General features: G+C 52.5%; 15 protein-coding genes. 12 read left to right on the top strand and 3 right to left on the bottom strand.

Translation table 11 applies throughout. From position 1 onward, the window contains the following. Nucleotides 1-51 precede the first annotated feature (51 nt). On the bottom strand, nt 52-2322 hold the full coding sequence (locus K0T92_RS21105; protein ID WP_246628330.1) for a GDYXXLXY domain-containing protein: 2271 nt from the start codon (nt 2320-2322) through the stop codon (nt 52-54). A 172-nt stretch (nt 2323-2494) separates the two neighbouring features. On the opposite strand from K0T92_RS21105, the gene K0T92_RS21110 reads away from it, so the two are divergent. Both K0T92_RS21110 and K0T92_RS21115 read left to right on the top strand, forming a co-directional pair. Continuing rightward, nucleotides 2495-3814 carry an MFS transporter gene (locus K0T92_RS21110; RefSeq protein ID WP_219874467.1) on the top strand — a complete coding sequence of 440 codons (1320 nt, stop codon included), beginning with the start codon at nt 2495-2497 and terminating at the stop codon, nt 3812-3814. Nucleotides 3815-3844: 30 nt separating this feature from the next. After that, on the top strand, nt 3845-4822 hold the full coding sequence (locus K0T92_RS21115; protein WP_219874468.1) for an aldo/keto reductase: 978 nt from the start codon (nt 3845-3847) through the stop codon (nt 4820-4822). Nucleotides 4823-4901: 79 nt separating this feature from the next. Here K0T92_RS21115 and K0T92_RS21120 read toward each other — a convergent pair whose 3' ends face one another. Then, nucleotides 4902-5447: a helix-turn-helix domain-containing protein gene (locus K0T92_RS21120; protein WP_219874469.1), complete on the bottom strand. Its 546-nt coding sequence runs from the start codon at nt 5445-5447 to the stop codon at nt 4902-4904. A gap of 307 nt (nt 5448-5754) precedes the next feature. On the opposite strand from K0T92_RS21120, the gene K0T92_RS21125 reads away from it, so the two are divergent. The 3 genes from K0T92_RS21125 (at nt 5755) to K0T92_RS21135 (ending at nt 8343) form a co-directional block, all read left to right on the top strand. Beyond that, nucleotides 5755-6147, top strand: a complete 393-nt coding sequence (locus K0T92_RS21125) for a DoxX family protein (protein WP_219874470.1) — start codon at nt 5755-5757, stop codon at nt 6145-6147. 62 nt (nt 6148-6209) lie between these two features. Then, nucleotides 6210-6980: a dioxygenase family protein gene (locus tag K0T92_RS21130; RefSeq protein ID WP_219874471.1), complete on the top strand. Its 771-nt coding sequence runs from the start codon at nt 6210-6212 to the stop codon at nt 6978-6980. Nucleotides 6981-7203: 223 nt separating this feature from the next. Then, a complete protein-coding gene (locus K0T92_RS21135) occupies nt 7204-8343 on the top strand; it encodes a glycerate kinase (protein WP_219874486.1) in 1140 nt (379 codons plus the stop codon). A 567-nt stretch (nt 8344-8910) separates the two neighbouring features. Here the strand turns inward: K0T92_RS21135 and K0T92_RS21140 are convergent. After that, nucleotides 8911-9513, bottom strand: a complete 603-nt coding sequence (locus tag K0T92_RS21140) for a TetR/AcrR family transcriptional regulator (RefSeq protein WP_219874472.1) — start codon at nt 9511-9513, stop codon at nt 8911-8913. Between the two features lie 505 nt (nt 9514-10018). Between K0T92_RS21140 and ssuD the strand changes: the two genes are divergently transcribed. From ssuD to K0T92_RS21175, 7 genes are all read left to right on the top strand, one after another. Then, nucleotides 10019-11200, top strand: a complete 1182-nt coding sequence (gene ssuD, locus K0T92_RS21145; RefSeq protein WP_219874473.1) for an FMNH2-dependent alkanesulfonate monooxygenase — start codon at nt 10019-10021, stop codon at nt 11198-11200. Nucleotides 11201-11432: 232 nt separating this feature from the next. Then, nucleotides 11433-13175 carry an ABC transporter ATP-binding protein gene (locus K0T92_RS21150; protein WP_246628331.1) on the top strand — a complete coding sequence of 581 codons (1743 nt, stop codon included), beginning with the start codon at nt 11433-11435 and terminating at the stop codon, nt 13173-13175. 29 nt (nt 13176-13204) lie between these two features. Further along, nucleotides 13205-13375, top strand: a complete 171-nt coding sequence (locus K0T92_RS21155; RefSeq protein ID WP_219874475.1) for a hypothetical protein — start codon at nt 13205-13207, stop codon at nt 13373-13375. An 11-nt stretch (nt 13376-13386) separates the two neighbouring features. Beyond that, the gene (locus tag K0T92_RS21160) at nt 13387-15165 is read left to right on the top strand and encodes an ABC transporter ATP-binding protein (RefSeq protein ID WP_219874476.1); all 1779 of its coding nucleotides are present in this window, start codon (nt 13387-13389) and stop codon (nt 15163-15165) included. Nucleotides 15166-15201: 36 nt separating this feature from the next. After that, nucleotides 15202-15795: a class I SAM-dependent methyltransferase gene (locus K0T92_RS21165; RefSeq protein ID WP_343223762.1), complete on the top strand. Its 594-nt coding sequence runs from the start codon at nt 15202-15204 to the stop codon at nt 15793-15795. 374 nt (nt 15796-16169) lie between these two features. Then, nucleotides 16170-16364 carry a hypothetical protein gene (locus K0T92_RS21170; RefSeq protein ID WP_219874477.1) on the top strand — a complete coding sequence of 65 codons (195 nt, stop codon included), beginning with the start codon at nt 16170-16172 and terminating at the stop codon, nt 16362-16364. A gap of 46 nt (nt 16365-16410) precedes the next feature. Continuing rightward, nucleotides 16411-16592 (top strand): hypothetical protein (locus K0T92_RS21175; RefSeq protein ID WP_219874478.1); only part of this gene is annotated, 182 nt, incomplete at its 3' end.

Here is a 16592-nt window from a genome sequence, read left to right on the forward strand (position 1 = left end):
TCAAAAAGAGACAGATTGGCATTCATCAACGAGGACAGGACGGTAATCCGGTCATTCCTTCGTCAATCGCTCCAGCAGGGCATTCCCATTGGCGCTTACACGAATATAAGCGAATCGGGCGCTGCGTTCTACTTCCAGCCCGGTTCCCTCTGGCACGAAATAAGTTTCGATTCCATAATAGACGGGCCCCCAGCCGCTGGTTGTGCCATTCAATACAATTTCATCGGAGGCGAGAGTCTCGCCTTCCTGATACAAGCGTTTGAAGACATGCACCCCTTTGGCATCCGGCGCAAGCACGACTTTTAACTTCTGTCTGCTGCCACGGGATTCCAGTCCTGATGCTACGCTCTGCGGCAGTGTTGAAATGCTGTAATTCAGCGTCACATAGTCCCCTTGCAGCAAGGACCGGGGATCAATGGGCGCAAGCTCCAGCTTGATTGAATCGCCAGTACGCAGCAGCCGTTCACTGGTCACGGCCTGATAAGTGAGGAATCCGAATTGCAGCATGATGACAATGAGCAGCAGAAAGCCCCTTTGCCAGTAATTGTGGTTTGCGGCACTGTCGTTGTCATCGGATATATGGCTTCGGCGGGCAATGGCATAAGTGATGAACAGGGTCAGCAGGCCGAGAAGTGCAAGGGTGATGGACTTGTGCAGCAGCGACCATAAGAGATCGTAATATTTGTAAACCAGGAAGGCGAACCAGAATACCGAGCTGATGGCCGTCTCCAGTGCCAGATTTCTGCGAATGGATTGAAACAGCAACAAGCTGACAGCAATCAAGTAGAAGGCATTGAATATGGCGTAAGAGTACGGGAACATATCCCCGAAGAATGTGAGCCAGAACAAGAAGAGCAAAGTGAAGCTCAGACTGCTTTCCTTAATTTGCTGCTGGGTTATACCATCCCTGATGCGGGAATGGAAGAGATATGCGGCCGCATTCATAATGGCCAAGAGAAGGATGGTCAGCTCCAGGCGGAAATCGAACGAATGCAACACCATCGCCAGTGCCAGATTAACCAGTCCGTAGGAGATGAAGCGCTGCAAGCGTCCTTCCAGGCGAATCCACCCCGCTGCGAAGAGAAGCGCGAAGAGAGCCGCAACTACGATGGAGTTGATCCACACGATGGACACGATCCCGAGCAGATACCCGATGTAGAGCAAGGTATAGCGAACGGTAGGGTTAATAGCTGTCAAGAGAATCATCGGAACGGCGAATAATAAGGACAAGAACAGGAAGATCATCTGCGGATCTCTGCTATCCATCGTAAACAGCACGAGTCCGATCAAGCATGCGCTGCCAATCGTAACGCCAAGCGCGGTGACGATGATGGATACGACCGCGGCAACATTCCCGTCGGAGCGGCGGCGAGGCTTTTTCTTAGCGGACTGTTCATGTTCAGCATCGAGAGGGTGTCCGTCGTCGTCCTGGCCCATCTTATTCAAGTAGCGGAAGAAGAACACATTGCCCGCGAGCAGCAGTGCGACAAAGACCAGTCCGTAGAAGAAAAAGGCGGTAGAGGCATGTCTGACTGCCAGCTCGATGAATTTAAAGATCGCGAATGCGGACGCCGCCAAGGCATTGACCGCAAGGTAAGTCTTGCTCAGCCGGACGCGGGTGAAATAGTAGAACCCTGCAATGATTGCTGACACACCTATCAAATTCATCCACGGCCCCGCGTTTTCGTACACGAACGAGTTGGTCATCAGCAGCAGAGAAGTATGAAGAACGATGAAGCTTATGAACTTCAGCGGCGAGGATGTCCCCATATAGCGTTCTGTAAGAATAAAGAGGATCAGATTGATAATGGCGAATAAGCCGCCAATGGTTAGAAGCGCAGCTTCGCTATGGTTCACGGGCATGGATGAAGGAAAGAAGTAGAACCACAGCGTCAAATGAATCAGCACATAGGACAGCAGGTAAAAAGGGTGATATCGTGTAATCCCTGCGAATAATAGGGCGGGGATGGCCCATACAAGGAATAGACTGTAGCTGTCGGCATGTGAATTATAGATTTGCCCGAGCAGAGCGACTGCCGCGCCGAAGGAAATACAGCCCCCGACAAGAAGCAGCGCGGATAGGAAGGTATGATGGCCAAGCATCGACCGGAATTTGGACAGGGCATAGGATGCGCCGTAGAACAGTGCGACCAGCCCGGCTGAAGCAAAGATTCGCTCTACACGGTCCAGACCGCCCCAATTGGCTGCGAAGAAATAGATAATGGCTGCAAGCAATAACGAAATACCCAGTACAAAGCCGGTTCGTATCGCACCTAGCTGAAGCATCGAAGTCACTACCCCTCTGTTCTTTCTTACTGTCATTATAATTCCCCCTTTAGTAGCCTCCTAGTACTAACTTCTATTAGTACCCTTCGCTGAACAGATGTGCAGGAACGGTGTTCAAGTGTTGATTTGGCGCAGAATAACTTATATTATTCTTATACGCTTTACCACTAACGAAAACATACATCTCGAAAGGCGTGTCTGGTGATTTATGAATGACAGACTTGTAATGCCGATATGGACCTTTGGCTTGTTTCTTATTGTTATGAACACCACAATGTTTAATGTATCGATTCCAAGCATTATTCAGGAACTTCATATTACGGAAGATCTGGGGTCATGGATTATATCCAGCTACTCGATCGGATACGCGCTATCTACGGTCATCTACAGCCGGTTGTCGGATGTGGTCTCGATTCGAAGACTGCTTATCGTAGGGCTTATTGTGCTTGGGCTTTCCTCCTTCCTCGGCATCTTCGCCCATGAATTTCACATTCTGCTGGCAGCCAGAATTATGCAGTCGGCAGGTGCGGGCTCCATGGCGGGACTTGGGCTGGTTCTGGCCAGCAGGTACATCCCGATTGAGCGGCGGGGCAGGGCAATTGCAATGATCTCGGCAGGCAGCGCGATGGCGTTCGGGCTTGGGCCGATTGTCGGCGGAGCCATCAGCGAGTTTTTCGGATGGAATGGGCTTTTTGCCGTTACGTGTCTTGTGCTGGTCATTCTTCCCGTTCTTGTGCGCCTGCTGCCGCAAGAGAAGCCTGAAGCGTCCAGCTTCGATATTCCGGGCGCGGCACTAACCGTCATTAATGCGGCAACACTGCTTACGGCCGTTACACATTTGTCCGTTTTGTGGCTGGCAATCAGCGTCCTTTCTTTTGCCGCACATGCATGGCATCTGAGAAGAGGGAAGGATCCGTTCATCAATCCTGAGCTGTTGAAGAAGGCGGGGTACAGGAAGCTGCTGCTCGTTGGCTTCTGCATACTCGTCCTTAATCTGGGGAACTTGTTCCTTATGCCGCTTGTGCTGGCGCATTTGTTCCAGCAGTCGGCACTGAGCATCGGCTTGATGATTGCCCCTGGCGCTATTCTCTCTGCTGTTCTCTCCAGGTTTGTGGGACGGTGGATCGACCGCTATGGGAATGTCCGGTTCCTGCTGTTAGGGCACATTATACTTGCCGCTGTGCTGGCCTTCTTTTCCTTGGAGCTCGCAGTATCGCCAGCAATTATTATCGGGGGCTATCTGTTCTTCTCTCCTGCTTTCTCGGCGACAATCGCGTCATTGAACAACGAGACGTCACTCGCGCTCCCTCGCGTGCAGATCGGCTCAGGCATGGGATTCATGCAGCTGGTTCAGTTCTTCGGCGGCTCAATATCGGTCGCTCTGTGCGGAATCTTGCTTCATGAGCAGCGGTTTTCTCCGCTCGTTAAGGCATACCAGCACATATACGGCCTTTTGTTCATTGTCTGTTTATGTTCGCTTGGCATGCTGCTGTGGTACAGGAGGTCTTCCTTGCCTGAGGCTTCTTGATAAGGATTCATTTAGAGGAGGATGTTCAATATGAAGTATCGTCATCTTGGCAATAGCGGACTTCAAGTATCCGCATTGGGATTAGGTACGAATGCCTTTGGGAAAAGGGCTGACGAGGCCGCTTCTACAGGGATTATTCACCATGCGATAGACAGCGGCATCAATTTCATCGATACGGCGAATATATATGCGAATACGGAATCGGAGCGGATTATCGGCCGCGCTCTGGAAGGCAAGCGCCACGGGGTTGTGCTGGCAACGAAGGCTGGCTTGGTGAAGGGCAGGGGTCCTAATGAGCGAGGCTCATCCCGTTACCATTTGCAGTTGGAGCTGGAGAACAGCCTGAGGCGGCTGAACACGGATTATATCGATCTGTATCAAATTCATACCTTTGACCCCTATACACCGCTTGAAGAGACTTTGCGCACATTGGAGGATATGATCCGCTCAGGGAAGGTTCGCTATATTGGCGCCTCGAATTATGCGGCATGGGAACTGATGAAGGCGCTAGGGATTAGTGATCGCCTCGGGCTTAATCGGTTTATCGCCACACAATCCAGCTATTCGCTCGCAGATCGCACGCCTGAGCTTGAGCTTGTGCCGATGTGTCTGGATCAAGGTGTCGGCATCATCCCGTATTTTCCGCTGGCAGGAGGCATTCTTAGCGGCAAATACAGCTCCACAGGCGAGGTGCCGTCCGGATCCAGGGCCGATAAGGATCAGAACTTCCACAGATTCCTTGATGAGCGAACCATTGCTCTGGGACAGCAGACGAGCAAGCTGGCGGAGGCTTACGGACATACGCCGAGCGCGCTGTCGCTGGCCTGGCTGATGGACAGGCCTGCGGTTGCGACCGTTATTGTGGGTGCGACCTCGACGGGTCAGCTTCAGGATAATCTGAAGAGCCTGTCTATCTCCCTTGAGCCGGAAGGCTTGCAAGAAGAGCTGGATGCTATTAGCAGCCCCTGCCGTTATGGCGAGCCGTTCGCTATTTATCGCTTGCCCTAGGCGGAATTATACGCATATAAAGAGGCCTTCTCAGCCATTGGTTTGGCAACGGGAAGGCCTCTGCTATATCAACCTGCAGTTACATGACATCGTCGGAATGAACTTCTCTATAGACGGAGATAAGCACTAATGCGGGCTGATCGCCAATATTGGTTACTTTATGAGGTACGCTGGCATTCCAGCTGAAGGCATCGCCCTCCTCCAGAATTGCTGAATCCTCGCCTTGCTCCGCCAATATTCTTCCCTTCAGTACAAAATGGCATTCCTCCCCTTCGTGGGCATGGGGGTCGCCGGTGGATGAGCCTGGCGGAGACTCCACGATCATCATGCGCAGCCCGCCTTCGGCAGACAGATGCTCGACCTTCAGCTTCTCCTTGCCGGTTGTCGTATGTTTGCGCTCATCCCGTCGCACGACGTCCATGCGCTGCTCTTTGCGCAGCAGCAGGTACGGCAGAGGAACCTTGAGAAAGGCGGCAATGCTCTCAAGAGTAGCTATGGAGGGAGAGGTTTTGTTATTCTCGACATTGCTTATGAATCCTTTGGAAAGACCGGTTCCTTCACATAGCTGGGGAATGGTCAGTCCCTTGCGCTTGCGAATAGAGCGGATCGCAGCCCCGATATCCATTCGTTAACAACTCCTCGGTTTGGCAATAGATACATGATATTCATAATACCAAAAAGAAGGTTGACACTCTACACGGCAAGTGATAAATTATTGTTATTATATATGAACTAAAGTTCGCTATAAGAATACTTTTTAAGGAGGTGAGCCTGCAGATGTAGTGCTTCTTTTTTGGTCCATTGGTTTTGTTATATGAATATAATATATTTATTATATAACTTTTGGAGCTTAGCAGATGGATTAATGATCAAGGTGCAAAAGGATAATTTCACAATAATGGATCGATTTAATGAAGGAGTGTTAGCAGATAATGAAGACAAAAGTAGTTGTAACGTTGATGCGGGTGTTGCTGGGGATTCTGTTCATGGCGCACGGGATTTCGAAATTTCAGATGGGGCTTGGCAATACAGCGGGGTGGTTCGGCAGTATCGGCATCCCGGAATTTGTCGCTTATATCGTTGCTTTCCTCGAATTGATCGGCGGTATCGCACTAATTGCCGGGTTTGCAACGCGGTACTTCTCGGCAGCCTTTATCATCCTGCTTCTCGGGGCAATCTTCACTGCGAAGCTGGAGGGCGGCCTGCTTGGAACCGATGGAATGGCGGGTTATGAGCTGGATCTTGCGCTGATTGCATTGGCTGCCTACTTCACCATTGCGGATGAACGTGGAGTCGGAGTCGATCAGCTCATCGCCAAAAAATAACTGTTCCGATCGATCACAGATGGGCAGTAAACAAATATGGAATGAGAGGAAGGAGTCTGAATATGTTACCCTCCTTTTTTATCGCGCACGGCGCTCCGTCGCTGGCAATAGAGAATCACGCTTATACAGATTTTTTGAAGGAGCTTGCAGCCGGGCTGCCAAAGCCGAAGGCTATCGTCCTGTTCTCCGCTCATTGGGAGAGCAGCGAGCAGCAGGTATCAGGTGCGGAATCGTATGAAACGATCTATGATTTCTCCGGATTCCAACCGGAATTGTATCAGGTGCAATACCCGGCGGCCGGTACTCCAGACTTGGCGAAGGAGATTCAATCGTTATTCCAGGAGCAGAACATTCCGGCAGCGATTGATACAGAAAGAGGATTGGATCATGGCGCGTGGGTCGTCCTGCATCTGATGTATCCCGAAGCGGATATTCCGGTCATCGCGCTGTCGGTCAATCGGTATCTGTCCAATGAGGAGCAATATCGGATCGGCAAGGCCATTTCCGCGCTTCGTGAACAGGATATTCTGATCATCGGGAGCGGAGGAACCGTCCATAATTTGCGGCGGCTCGATTGGGGCGCGTCCGGCATTAATGAATGGGCGGCAGAGTTTGACGGATGGCTGCAGGAGAAGCTGCTGGCATGGGATGTGGAATCGTTGATCAAATACGAGCAGCTGGCGCCGCATGCGAGAGAAGCGGTACCTACGCCGGAGCACTTCATCCCGCTTCTGCTGGCGATGGGAACCGGAGACAGGAGCAGGAAGGCTGCGCTGCTGCACCGCAGCTATCAGTTCGGCAGCCTCAGCTTGAGCTGCTGGAGATTTGATTGAGACAGCGCAGGTTAGCGTCAGGAGAAGGGGAGCGGCTTTATGCTGCTCCCCTATTTCTTTGTGCTGGAGTGATCTCTATAATGTTCAATAGATGTGTGCAGATGTGATCGTTCGTTCGTGGATTGTGATGATGACGAGGGCGCGGACCGACCACCGTCATGCAGCGGAACAGCGCCGCTGGGAGCTGCGCGCGGTGGAGGTTTTGTCGAAGGAGGATATACAGGTGAAAATTGTCATTGCACCAGATTCATTCAAAGGCAGCCTGTCAGCGAAGAGAGCGGGCCTTGCAATCGAAAGGGGCGTTAAGCGGGCCTTTCCAGAAAGCGTCACCGTCGTTATTCCGATGGCTGATGGCGGGGAGGGGACGCTGGAATGTTTGATTGAGGCAACAGAGGGGCAATTGATCAAGACGACCGTCAAGGATCCATTAGGCCGGGATATAGAGTCCGGATTCGGCATACTGGGCGACCGAACCACCTGTATTATCGAGATGGCAATGTGCGCGGGTCTTTATTTGCTTGCTCCCCATGAACGGAACCCGCTTGTAACAACGACTTATGGATTTGGACAGCTCATCCTGGCGGCGCTGGATCATGGCTGCTGCAAGTTTATACTCGGCATCGGGGGGAGCGCGACCAATGATGGCGGAGCAGGGATGCTTCAGGCGCTGGGCATCCAGCTATTGGATCAAGCTGGTCAATCCGTAGGCTTTGGCGGCGGACAGTTGGAGGCCATCGCAGAGATCCGCACCGCGGGCTTGGACCCGCGCATATCGGAGTGCGAGTTTATAGTTGCTTGCGATGTGGACAATCCGTTCGTTGGCCCAAGCGGGGCATCGGTTGTATTCGGGCCACAGAAGGGAGCCGCGCCGGAAGCCGTTCGACGGCTTGATCGCAGCATGAATAATTTCGCAGATGTTATCCAGCGTGAGCAAGGAATCGCCCTGCATAACATTCCAGGTACGGGTGCTGCGGGCGGATTATCAGGCGCAATCCTGGCCTTCATGAACGGCAAGCTGGAATCAGGGGTATCCATCATTGCCCGGGTTATGGGGCTGGATGCCGCTGTTCGGGATGCCGATCTTGTCATAACGGGCGAGGGCCAGGTTGATTTCCAAACGGCACGCGGCAAGACGCCTTGCGGAGTTGCCCATGCTGCCCGCAAATACGGCGTGCCTGTCATCATCCTGGCGGGCTCTATCGGCACCGGCATTGAGAGCCTGTACGACCATGGGGTAACGGCGGTCGTCAGTATTATGAACCGGCCGATGACGCTTGAAGAGGCTTTGAGCGGAGCGGAGCCGCTTCTGGAAGAGGCGGCGGAAGGAGCCGCCCGCATCCGCTTAGGCCATCGCCCGGATTAAGGGCGGGGGCAGGTTCGGCTCCGGGGTTCGGAGCCGGAGTTCGGATTCGGGGTTCGGATTCGGAGTTCGGAGCCGGAGTTCGGCGCTAGGGTTCGGAGCCGGGCTGCTGGGCCGGGGGATGAGCTCCCCGACCAGGCTGTTGAACAGCACAGCCTCGGGCCTGGCGATTCCATAAAGTGCGCACCGCGATTCCGCATCGTGCGCGCCTTTCGGCGCACGGTGCAAGCGTGGCCCGCGGTGCTGCTCGGTTACACGTCGGCGGTCAAACCATCATGCCTGCAAAAATGCAAAATAGCAGGTTTTCTTCCCACTCCAGCCTGCTGAGGACCTAATGCCTGCCAAAGCGCAGGTATTTCGACGTGTTTTCCTCCATCCGGCTAATTTTGCCTAATATTCCTGCATCATCGCAGGCATTGCAAGGCCTCCGGCTTCTTTTAACCGAAATTCCTGCACTTACGCAGGCTTTGACTGTCATCTCCTTCATCTCTGTCATCTCTCCCCACGCTGCTGCCGAGAGGATGCCCTGTCGCTGTTTTGTGTTTGGAAAGATACTGCCGGGAAGTGCTATCACCGCTCCGTTATTCCTGTGGCCTTGTAGATGCCGAGCAGCGACAGCCGGGTGAGTTGGAGGGCCATATGCCGGGGGGAATGGATCGACTGCTGGGCGAGCCATTTTGTAAGGATGCCTTGAATCGAGAAGCTGGCGTAATCAAGCAAAATATCGAGCGAAACAAGCAGCTTCTGCTCCTTGTTCATGCTGGAGATGCGGATGTGAAGGCTCTCGCGGATCGCTGCGGTCATTTTGTCTGCGAAAAGAGTGTTGTTCATCTTCCCCAGAATGACGCTATAGAACAGCTTGTTGTCTGCGAGATGCTCGAACAGCGCGACATAGTAAGGATCCAGTGTATCGGGGCCAGGCTCATAAGGCGTTGCCTGCTCGCGGGATAACCGGGTCAGCGCCGACAGCTTTTCATTCGTTATTCTGTTCAGCAGATCCTCCTTATCCTCATAATGCGCATAGAACGTGGAACGGTTCACATTGGCGCGTTCTGTAATGTCCTTAATAATAATGTCACCGAATTCCTTCTCCTGGCAAAGAGACAGAAAAGCATCGATTATCATCCCTTGCGTGCGGCGAACACGGCGATCCACCGTTTGACCGTCTGTCATTACCCATAACCTCCTATCCCCATCCAACCAACACTATTACGAATGATACCGATTCTCCGACAAAATGGCGCATGCTCTGCAATCCTCTGAAGCACTCAGACTCAGAGCTCAGACTTAGCACTCAGAGCTCAGACTTAGCACTCAGAACTCAGAACTCAGAACTCAGAACTCAACAACGCTCCCGAATTCTCCTCAACAAACCACACCGCTTCGCAGCCTAATTTTGAATATAAACAACAAAAACGGCATGAAATGTTGGTTAAGCGTCAAAACCAAGGAAACTGATGGTTGTCATACAGGAATTATTAGCTATCATAGTAAATAAATCATATAAAATCAATCGGAATATTAGGGATTATTCTATTCCTCGGGGAGACAGGACTCCATACAACGGATTCGACAGGTGCGGCTAATGAAGCCGGTGTGGAAGCGGCTGCTGTAGGGAGCGAGCGAGGGCGGATAACTTCCGTTACAACGATATGAGATGGCTGGAGGAGGGATGGGCGTGGAGCTGTTTTGGTTTATTCCCACGCATGGTGATGGTCGTTATTTGGGTACAAATGAGGGTGCGAGAGCAGTCAGCTATAATTATTGCAGGCAAATCGCTCAAGCTGTTGATGAATTAGGCTACACCGGGGTGCTGCTGCCGACAGGCCGATCCTGCGAGGATGCGTGGGTAGTCGCTTCTACACTTGTGCCGGCAACGGAGAGGCTGAAGTTTCTCGTTGCGCTGCGCCCGGGCCTTACGACGCCGACATTCGCCGCGCGGATGGCGGCTACACTGGATCGTTTCTCGAAGGGAAGGCTGCTCATTAATGTTGTAGCCGGAGGCGATCCTGTGGAGCTGGCGGGGGACGGCCTGTTTCTGGATCACGACGAGCGTTACAAGCTCACTGATGAATTTCTGTCCGTGTGGCGTCGTGAGCTGGATGGGGAATCGGTTGACTTCGAAGGCGAGCATATACGGGTAGAGGGAGGACAGGTGCTGTATCCAACTGTGCAGAAGCCTTATCCGCCGCTATATTTCGGGGGATCGTCCGATGCGGCGATGGATGTTGCCGCTGATCATGTTGATGTCTATCTGACATGGGGCGAGCCGCCTGCACAGGTGGAGCAGAAGATTAACCGGATGCGCCAGCTGGCGGCTGCGAAGGGGCGGACGCTGCGGTTCGGAATTCGGCTGCATGTCATTGTGCGCAAGACGGAGGAAGAGGCGTGGCAGGCGGCGGATGAGCTGATTGCGCATCTGGACGAGGAGACAATTGCGTCGGCGCAGAGCATTTTCGCCAGAATGGATTCGGAGGGGCAGAAGCGGATGTCTCAGCTTCATAAGGGAGACCGCTCCAAGCTGGAGATCAGTCCCAATCTGTGGGCAGGCATTGGGCTCGTTCGCGGAGGGGCAGGGACGGCGCTGGTCGGCAGTGCGGACAATGTGGCTGCCCGAATGAAGGAGTATGCGGCGCTCGGCATTGAGACGTTTATCCTCTCCGGCTATCCTCACCTCGAGGAAGCTTACCGGACAGCGGAGCTGCTCTTCCCCAGGCTGCCGCTTCGCCGTCCGGAGGAAACCGGGGATGCGAGGGCGTTTATTAGTCCTTTCGGTGAAATCATTGCCAATAATAAAATTCCGGAGCACCGCGTGAAGCCGGACTCCACCGCTGCACAGGCTGCTTATGCGGCCCGATAGAGGGTTTCAATATATAGCAGGCATGACGGGCTGCAGAGCTGCCGTCACACTCATACGTAAATAGGACAGGACCGGGTATCCTCTCAAGGGGGAAGGCCCGGTCCTGTTTCGTTTCGCAGGTATGCGCCGGCGGCTTGTCAAAATCGTTACATTTTGTTCGCGTAGACTTCATTCGGAAGGAACTGTAAAATATCTTTGTATCTTAATCGTGAGAAGGAAAGAGGTGAGGGTCTTGTCCTTTGTGACTCGGCTGCAGTGGTTTTTCAGAGAGAGATGGGGCAGCTATGCGCTGGCAATCAGTTTGATGACGGCGGTTAGTCTGCTTACAATTATACCTCCCAAGTTGATTGGCAATATAGTAGATCATATTCGCAATGGAGATTTGACCTCCTCCGGCTTGAGCCAGACCGTGCTGCTGCTCATAGGCCTGTCCTTGCTGCTCTATGTAATGGTCTATGTCTGGATTACAACCTTGTTCGGCAACTCCGCGCTGATCGAGAAGCTGCTTAGAGGGCGGCTGCTCGCCCATTTGACCAGAATGACGCCGTCCTTCTACCAGCGCAACAGTACGGGACAATTGATGGCGCTTGCTACCAATGACATTCTGGCGATCGGCCAGACGGCTGGCTATGGTGTCATGACACTGGTAAATACGCTTGTCGGCGCATCTGTCGTTATTGTTACTATGATCTCTCTTATCAGCTACAAACTAATGCTTGCGGCGCTGATACCGCTGCCTTTCCTGGCCTGGGTCATCAGCAAGCTGGGCAAGGGCGTCAGAATCCGTTTTCTTGAAGCCCAAGCTTCTTTCGGCCAAATGAATGATCATGCGCTGGAATCCATATCGGGTATTCGGGTTATTCGTTCCTATGTGCAGGAGGAGCATGATCTGGCTGCCTTTGACAAAGTGACCTCGAAGGTCATGAACAAGAATAAGCGTGTGTCCGTTCTGAATGCGCTGTTCCAGCCCGTTATTTCACTCATTGTTGGCGTGAGCTACTCCATCGGGATCGGCTATGGCGCTTATCTTGTATTGGATGGCCAGATTACACTTGGACAATTGATATCTTTTAATATTTATCTCGGCATGCTGATCTGGCCGATGATCTCCTTCGGTGAGTTCATTAACGTGCTCCAGCGCGGAAGCGCATCCGCAGACCGTTTGGCAACGACGGAGGCTCAGACACCGGATCTGGAGGACCCGGCAACGCCTGCCGAAGTGGCCGTTCTTTCTTCCATTGAGATGAGGAGGCTGACCTTCACTTATCCTGGAGCGAGCCAACCAAGTCTCCGGCAGATTTCTTTGCGGTTGGAGAGAGGGGAGACACTGGGCGTTGTAGGGAGGACAGGCAGTGGGAAGAGTACGCTGCTGAAGCAGCTGCTGCGCCAGTATACCGTTGATCGGGAACAGCTGTACTTCGCTGATATTCCTGTGGAGCAAATTGCTTTGGATCGGATAAAAAGCTGGATCGCATACGTGCCGCAGGAGCATCTGCTGCTGTCCAAAACCATTCGTGAGAACATTGCGCTCGGCAAGCCGGATGCATCGCATGAGGAGATTGAAAGGGCAGTAGAGATGGCCTCCTTCACCTCGGATATTGCTGGCATGCCGGAGGGTCTTGAGACGATTGTCGGTGAGAACGGCGTCATGCTGTCTGGCGGGCAGAAGCAGCGTCTGGCGATTGCCCGGGCACTGCTCATCGATTCGGAATTGCTGCTGCTTGATGATGCGTTGTCAGCGGTAGATGCACGGACGGAAAGCCGGATTCTCCATCATATCCGCCAGGAGCGTGCAGGCCGAACGACGATGATTACGACCCATCGCTTATCCGCAGTAGCGCATGCGAACTGGATTATCGTGCTGGATGAAGGGCGCATTGTTGAGGAAGGCACGCATGAGCAGCTCATGCTGCTTGGCGGCTGGTACAAGCAGCAATGGGAGCGCCAGCAGATGGAAGCGAGTCTGGAAGAGTAGCATCGCAAAACGAAGCGAGTTTTGCTGCGATGCAGGATCAAGGAAGTAATGCTTCGCAAAACGAAGCCTATGCTTACGAAGCAAGTTTTGCTGCGATGCAGATTCAAGGAAGTAATGCTTCGCAAAACGAAGCCTATGCTTACGAAGCGAGTTTTGCTGCGATGCAGATTCAAGGAAGTAATGCTTCGCAAAACTTTTAGGAGGCTCCATTATGCCCAAGCAATCGACGGCGAGAAGACTACTCGGGTATGCTCTCGTCTATAAATTTAGAATTATTGGCGCGCTGCTGATTCTGTGCTGTGCGGTTGGCGCTGAGCTTGGCGGTCCGTATATTACGAAGACGATCATTGATCAGCATCTGTCCAAGGATACCGGGGAGCTGTCATCGGTGCTTGTGCTGCTTGCCTTTTATATGGGCCTGCTGCTGGTCGCCAGCATCGGCAATTTCCTGCAAGCCTATATTTTGCAGTCAACGGCTCTCCAAATTATTAAAAACATGCGTATGGATCTGATGAGGCACATTCAGCGGATTCCGCTCCGGTATTTCGACAATACTCCGATTGGCGGAGTTGTTTCGAGAATTGCCAATGATACAGAGGCGGTACGCGACCTGTTTATGAGCTTTATGGCTACGTTCGTCGTGAGCTTCATACAGCTGACAGGTATTTATGTAGCACTATTTGTGCTGGATGTGAAGCTTGCGCTGTATTGCTTGCTGCTGCCGCCGATGTTCGCCATCATTATGATCATCCATCTGAAATATTCGAAGGGATTCATCAGCATCATGCGCGCACGTCTCAGCGATATGAACGCTATGATCAATGAATCCATTGCCGTTATGCCTATTATTCAAGCCTTTCGCCGGGAGAGCAAGACGCTGCAAGAGTTTGAGGTGCTTAATGATGAGCGTTATATTAATCAGATCAAACAGTTCCGCGTATTCTCTCTGTCCTCGCGTAATATTGTAGGTACAATCGGCAGCCTGGTTACTGCTTTGGTCATTTGGTATTTTGGCTTTCAATCGCTGCAGTCTGCTATTTCATTCGGCGTTTTCTATGCTTTTATCGATTACTTGGGGCGGATCTTCCATCCTATTATCGGGATATTCGATCAGCTGACGAATGCGCAGAGAGCCTTTGTAGCTGCGGACAAGGTGTTTGCAATTATGGATATGGAGGGCACTGAGGTCGCGAAGACCGATGGTGTGGCCCGTCCCGAAGGCATTGTGAAGTTCGATAATGTGAGCTTTGCCTATAAGGCAGGGGAGAATGTGCTAAGCGGTATCTCCTTCGAGGTGCGCAAAGGGGAGACGGTCGCGCTTGTCGGACATACAGGCTCCGGCAAAAGCTCGATTGTGAATCTGCTCCTTGGCTTCTATGAGCCTGGGCAAGGCAAAATTACGATTGACGGGATGGATACGGCATCCATGTCCAAGCAGGCGCTGCGCAAGCATATGGGCATTGTGCTGCAGGATCCGTACCTTTTTGCCGGAGATATCAAATTCAACGTCAGCCTCTACAATGAGCATATTTCATTCGAGCGTGTGCGCAGCGCACTTCAGGAGGTTGGAGCATCGACTTTCATTGAGCAGCTGCCTAATGGTTATGACGAGCAGGTAGTCGAGCGGGGCAGTACGCTGTCTGCGGGACAGCGGCAGCTGATTTCTTTTGCCAGAGCGCTCGCCTACGATCCTTCTATCCTGATTCTTGATGAAGCGACGGCTAGTATCGACAGTGAGACGGAAGGGCTGATTCAGGAGGCGCTGAAGGTCGTCAGTGAAGGCCGGACGACTCTGGTTATCGCGCACAGGCTGTCAACGATACGTGATGCCGATCAAATTCTCGTGCTGCATCGTGGCGAAATTGTGGAGCGGGGCAATCATGATGCGCTAATGGCGCTTGAAGGCAGATATTACAAAATGTATCAACTGCAAAAAGGGGAATCGGCCGCGGCCTCTTCTTCCGCTGCGGTAACGAATCATTCCCAATAAACGCTGATTCATGAGTGCTGAGAAGGGAAGACAGCGATGATGATTTCCCTTTATAATGCGATATCTCTTTTATTTGTAGTGGTGGTACTGCTTGCGGTACTCTCGATTGTATATGCGAGCTGGAGGAATGGGATCTCCCCCATGCCCTCCTCGGCAATTGTACGCTATGCGGTATCGAACGAGATTAACCGGCTGGAGAAGGGCGGTATCATTGTGGAGGCAGGCTCTGGCTGGGGGACGCTGGCGCTCCATGTGCTCCGCCATTGTTCCTGCCAGAAACTGATCGGAATCGAGAATTCCCCGGTACCGCTATGGGTGTCCCGGCTTAGTGTTCGTCTGCTATTGTCGCGAAAGTCCGCTTTAAGAGGAATCATAACGTTCAATCGCGGGGATATATACACCTACTCGTATGAACGGGCGGATGTCGTCTTGTGTTACTTATACCCGGGAGCGATGGAACGGTTAAACTTGGCTTTCAATGAACGGCTGAAGCCGGGTGCCCGGGTCATTAGCGTCTGCTTCGCTCTTCCCGGCTGGCGGCCGGAGCGCATTATAACATGCAATGATTTATACCGGACGAAGATTTATGTGTACCGCACTGTTGGTTACAGCGGGAACATTCATAGTTAAAGCCAGGGGCTATTCCTGTCATGTTCATGACTTATGGAATAGCCCTTTAAGCTCCTCTAACGGCACCGCGTCGCAGCGCCGTACCGCACGCATTTTGCAGCGAGTAGCGTGGTGTTGTCTTGCATGGCGTCGGCGGCAGGCTGCAGCCGAGAAGGAATGCCTGCGTGAGCGCAGGCATTTCGGTTAAAAGAGACCTTGGATGATGCAATGCCTGCATAAGTGCAGGAATGTAGCGGGAGAAGGGGCCAATTGAGGCAAATGTGGCGAAATACCTGCACCTTGGCAGGTATTTCGTCTTCAACAGGCCGAAATGGAGAGAAAGCCTGCCGTTTCGCAGGTATATTCGCCCGCCCCATGTGGTGGAATCGCATTGCATGGCAACGCAGCATCGTATCGTATCGCATCGCACCGTATTGCAGCATCGCATCGCGACACCGCGCACCGTACCGCAGGTATATTTTCCAGCGGGAGGCGTGGTGTTGTCTTTGCATGGCGTCGGCGGCCGGCTGCAGCCGAGAAGGAATGCCTGCGTAAGCGCAGGCATTCCGGTTAAAAGAGACCGTGGATGATGCAATGCCTGCATAAGTGCAGGAATGTAGCGGGAGAAAGGGCCAATTGAGGCAAATATGGCGAAATACCTGCACCTTGGCAGGTATTTCGTCTTCAACAGCAGAAATTTTGCAAAGAGTTAGCTTACCTATAGAGAGCGGCAATTCGCTGTACACGGATTCTCGTAGAAGCAGTGGGCCACGACTTTTTATGAACAAAAGCGGGGTTTCTGAACGAGCGTTGTATGT

This window comes from Paenibacillus oenotherae (assembly GCF_019443105.1).
GTDB lineage: Bacteria > Bacillota > Bacilli > Paenibacillales > Paenibacillaceae > Paenibacillus_Z > Paenibacillus_Z oenotherae.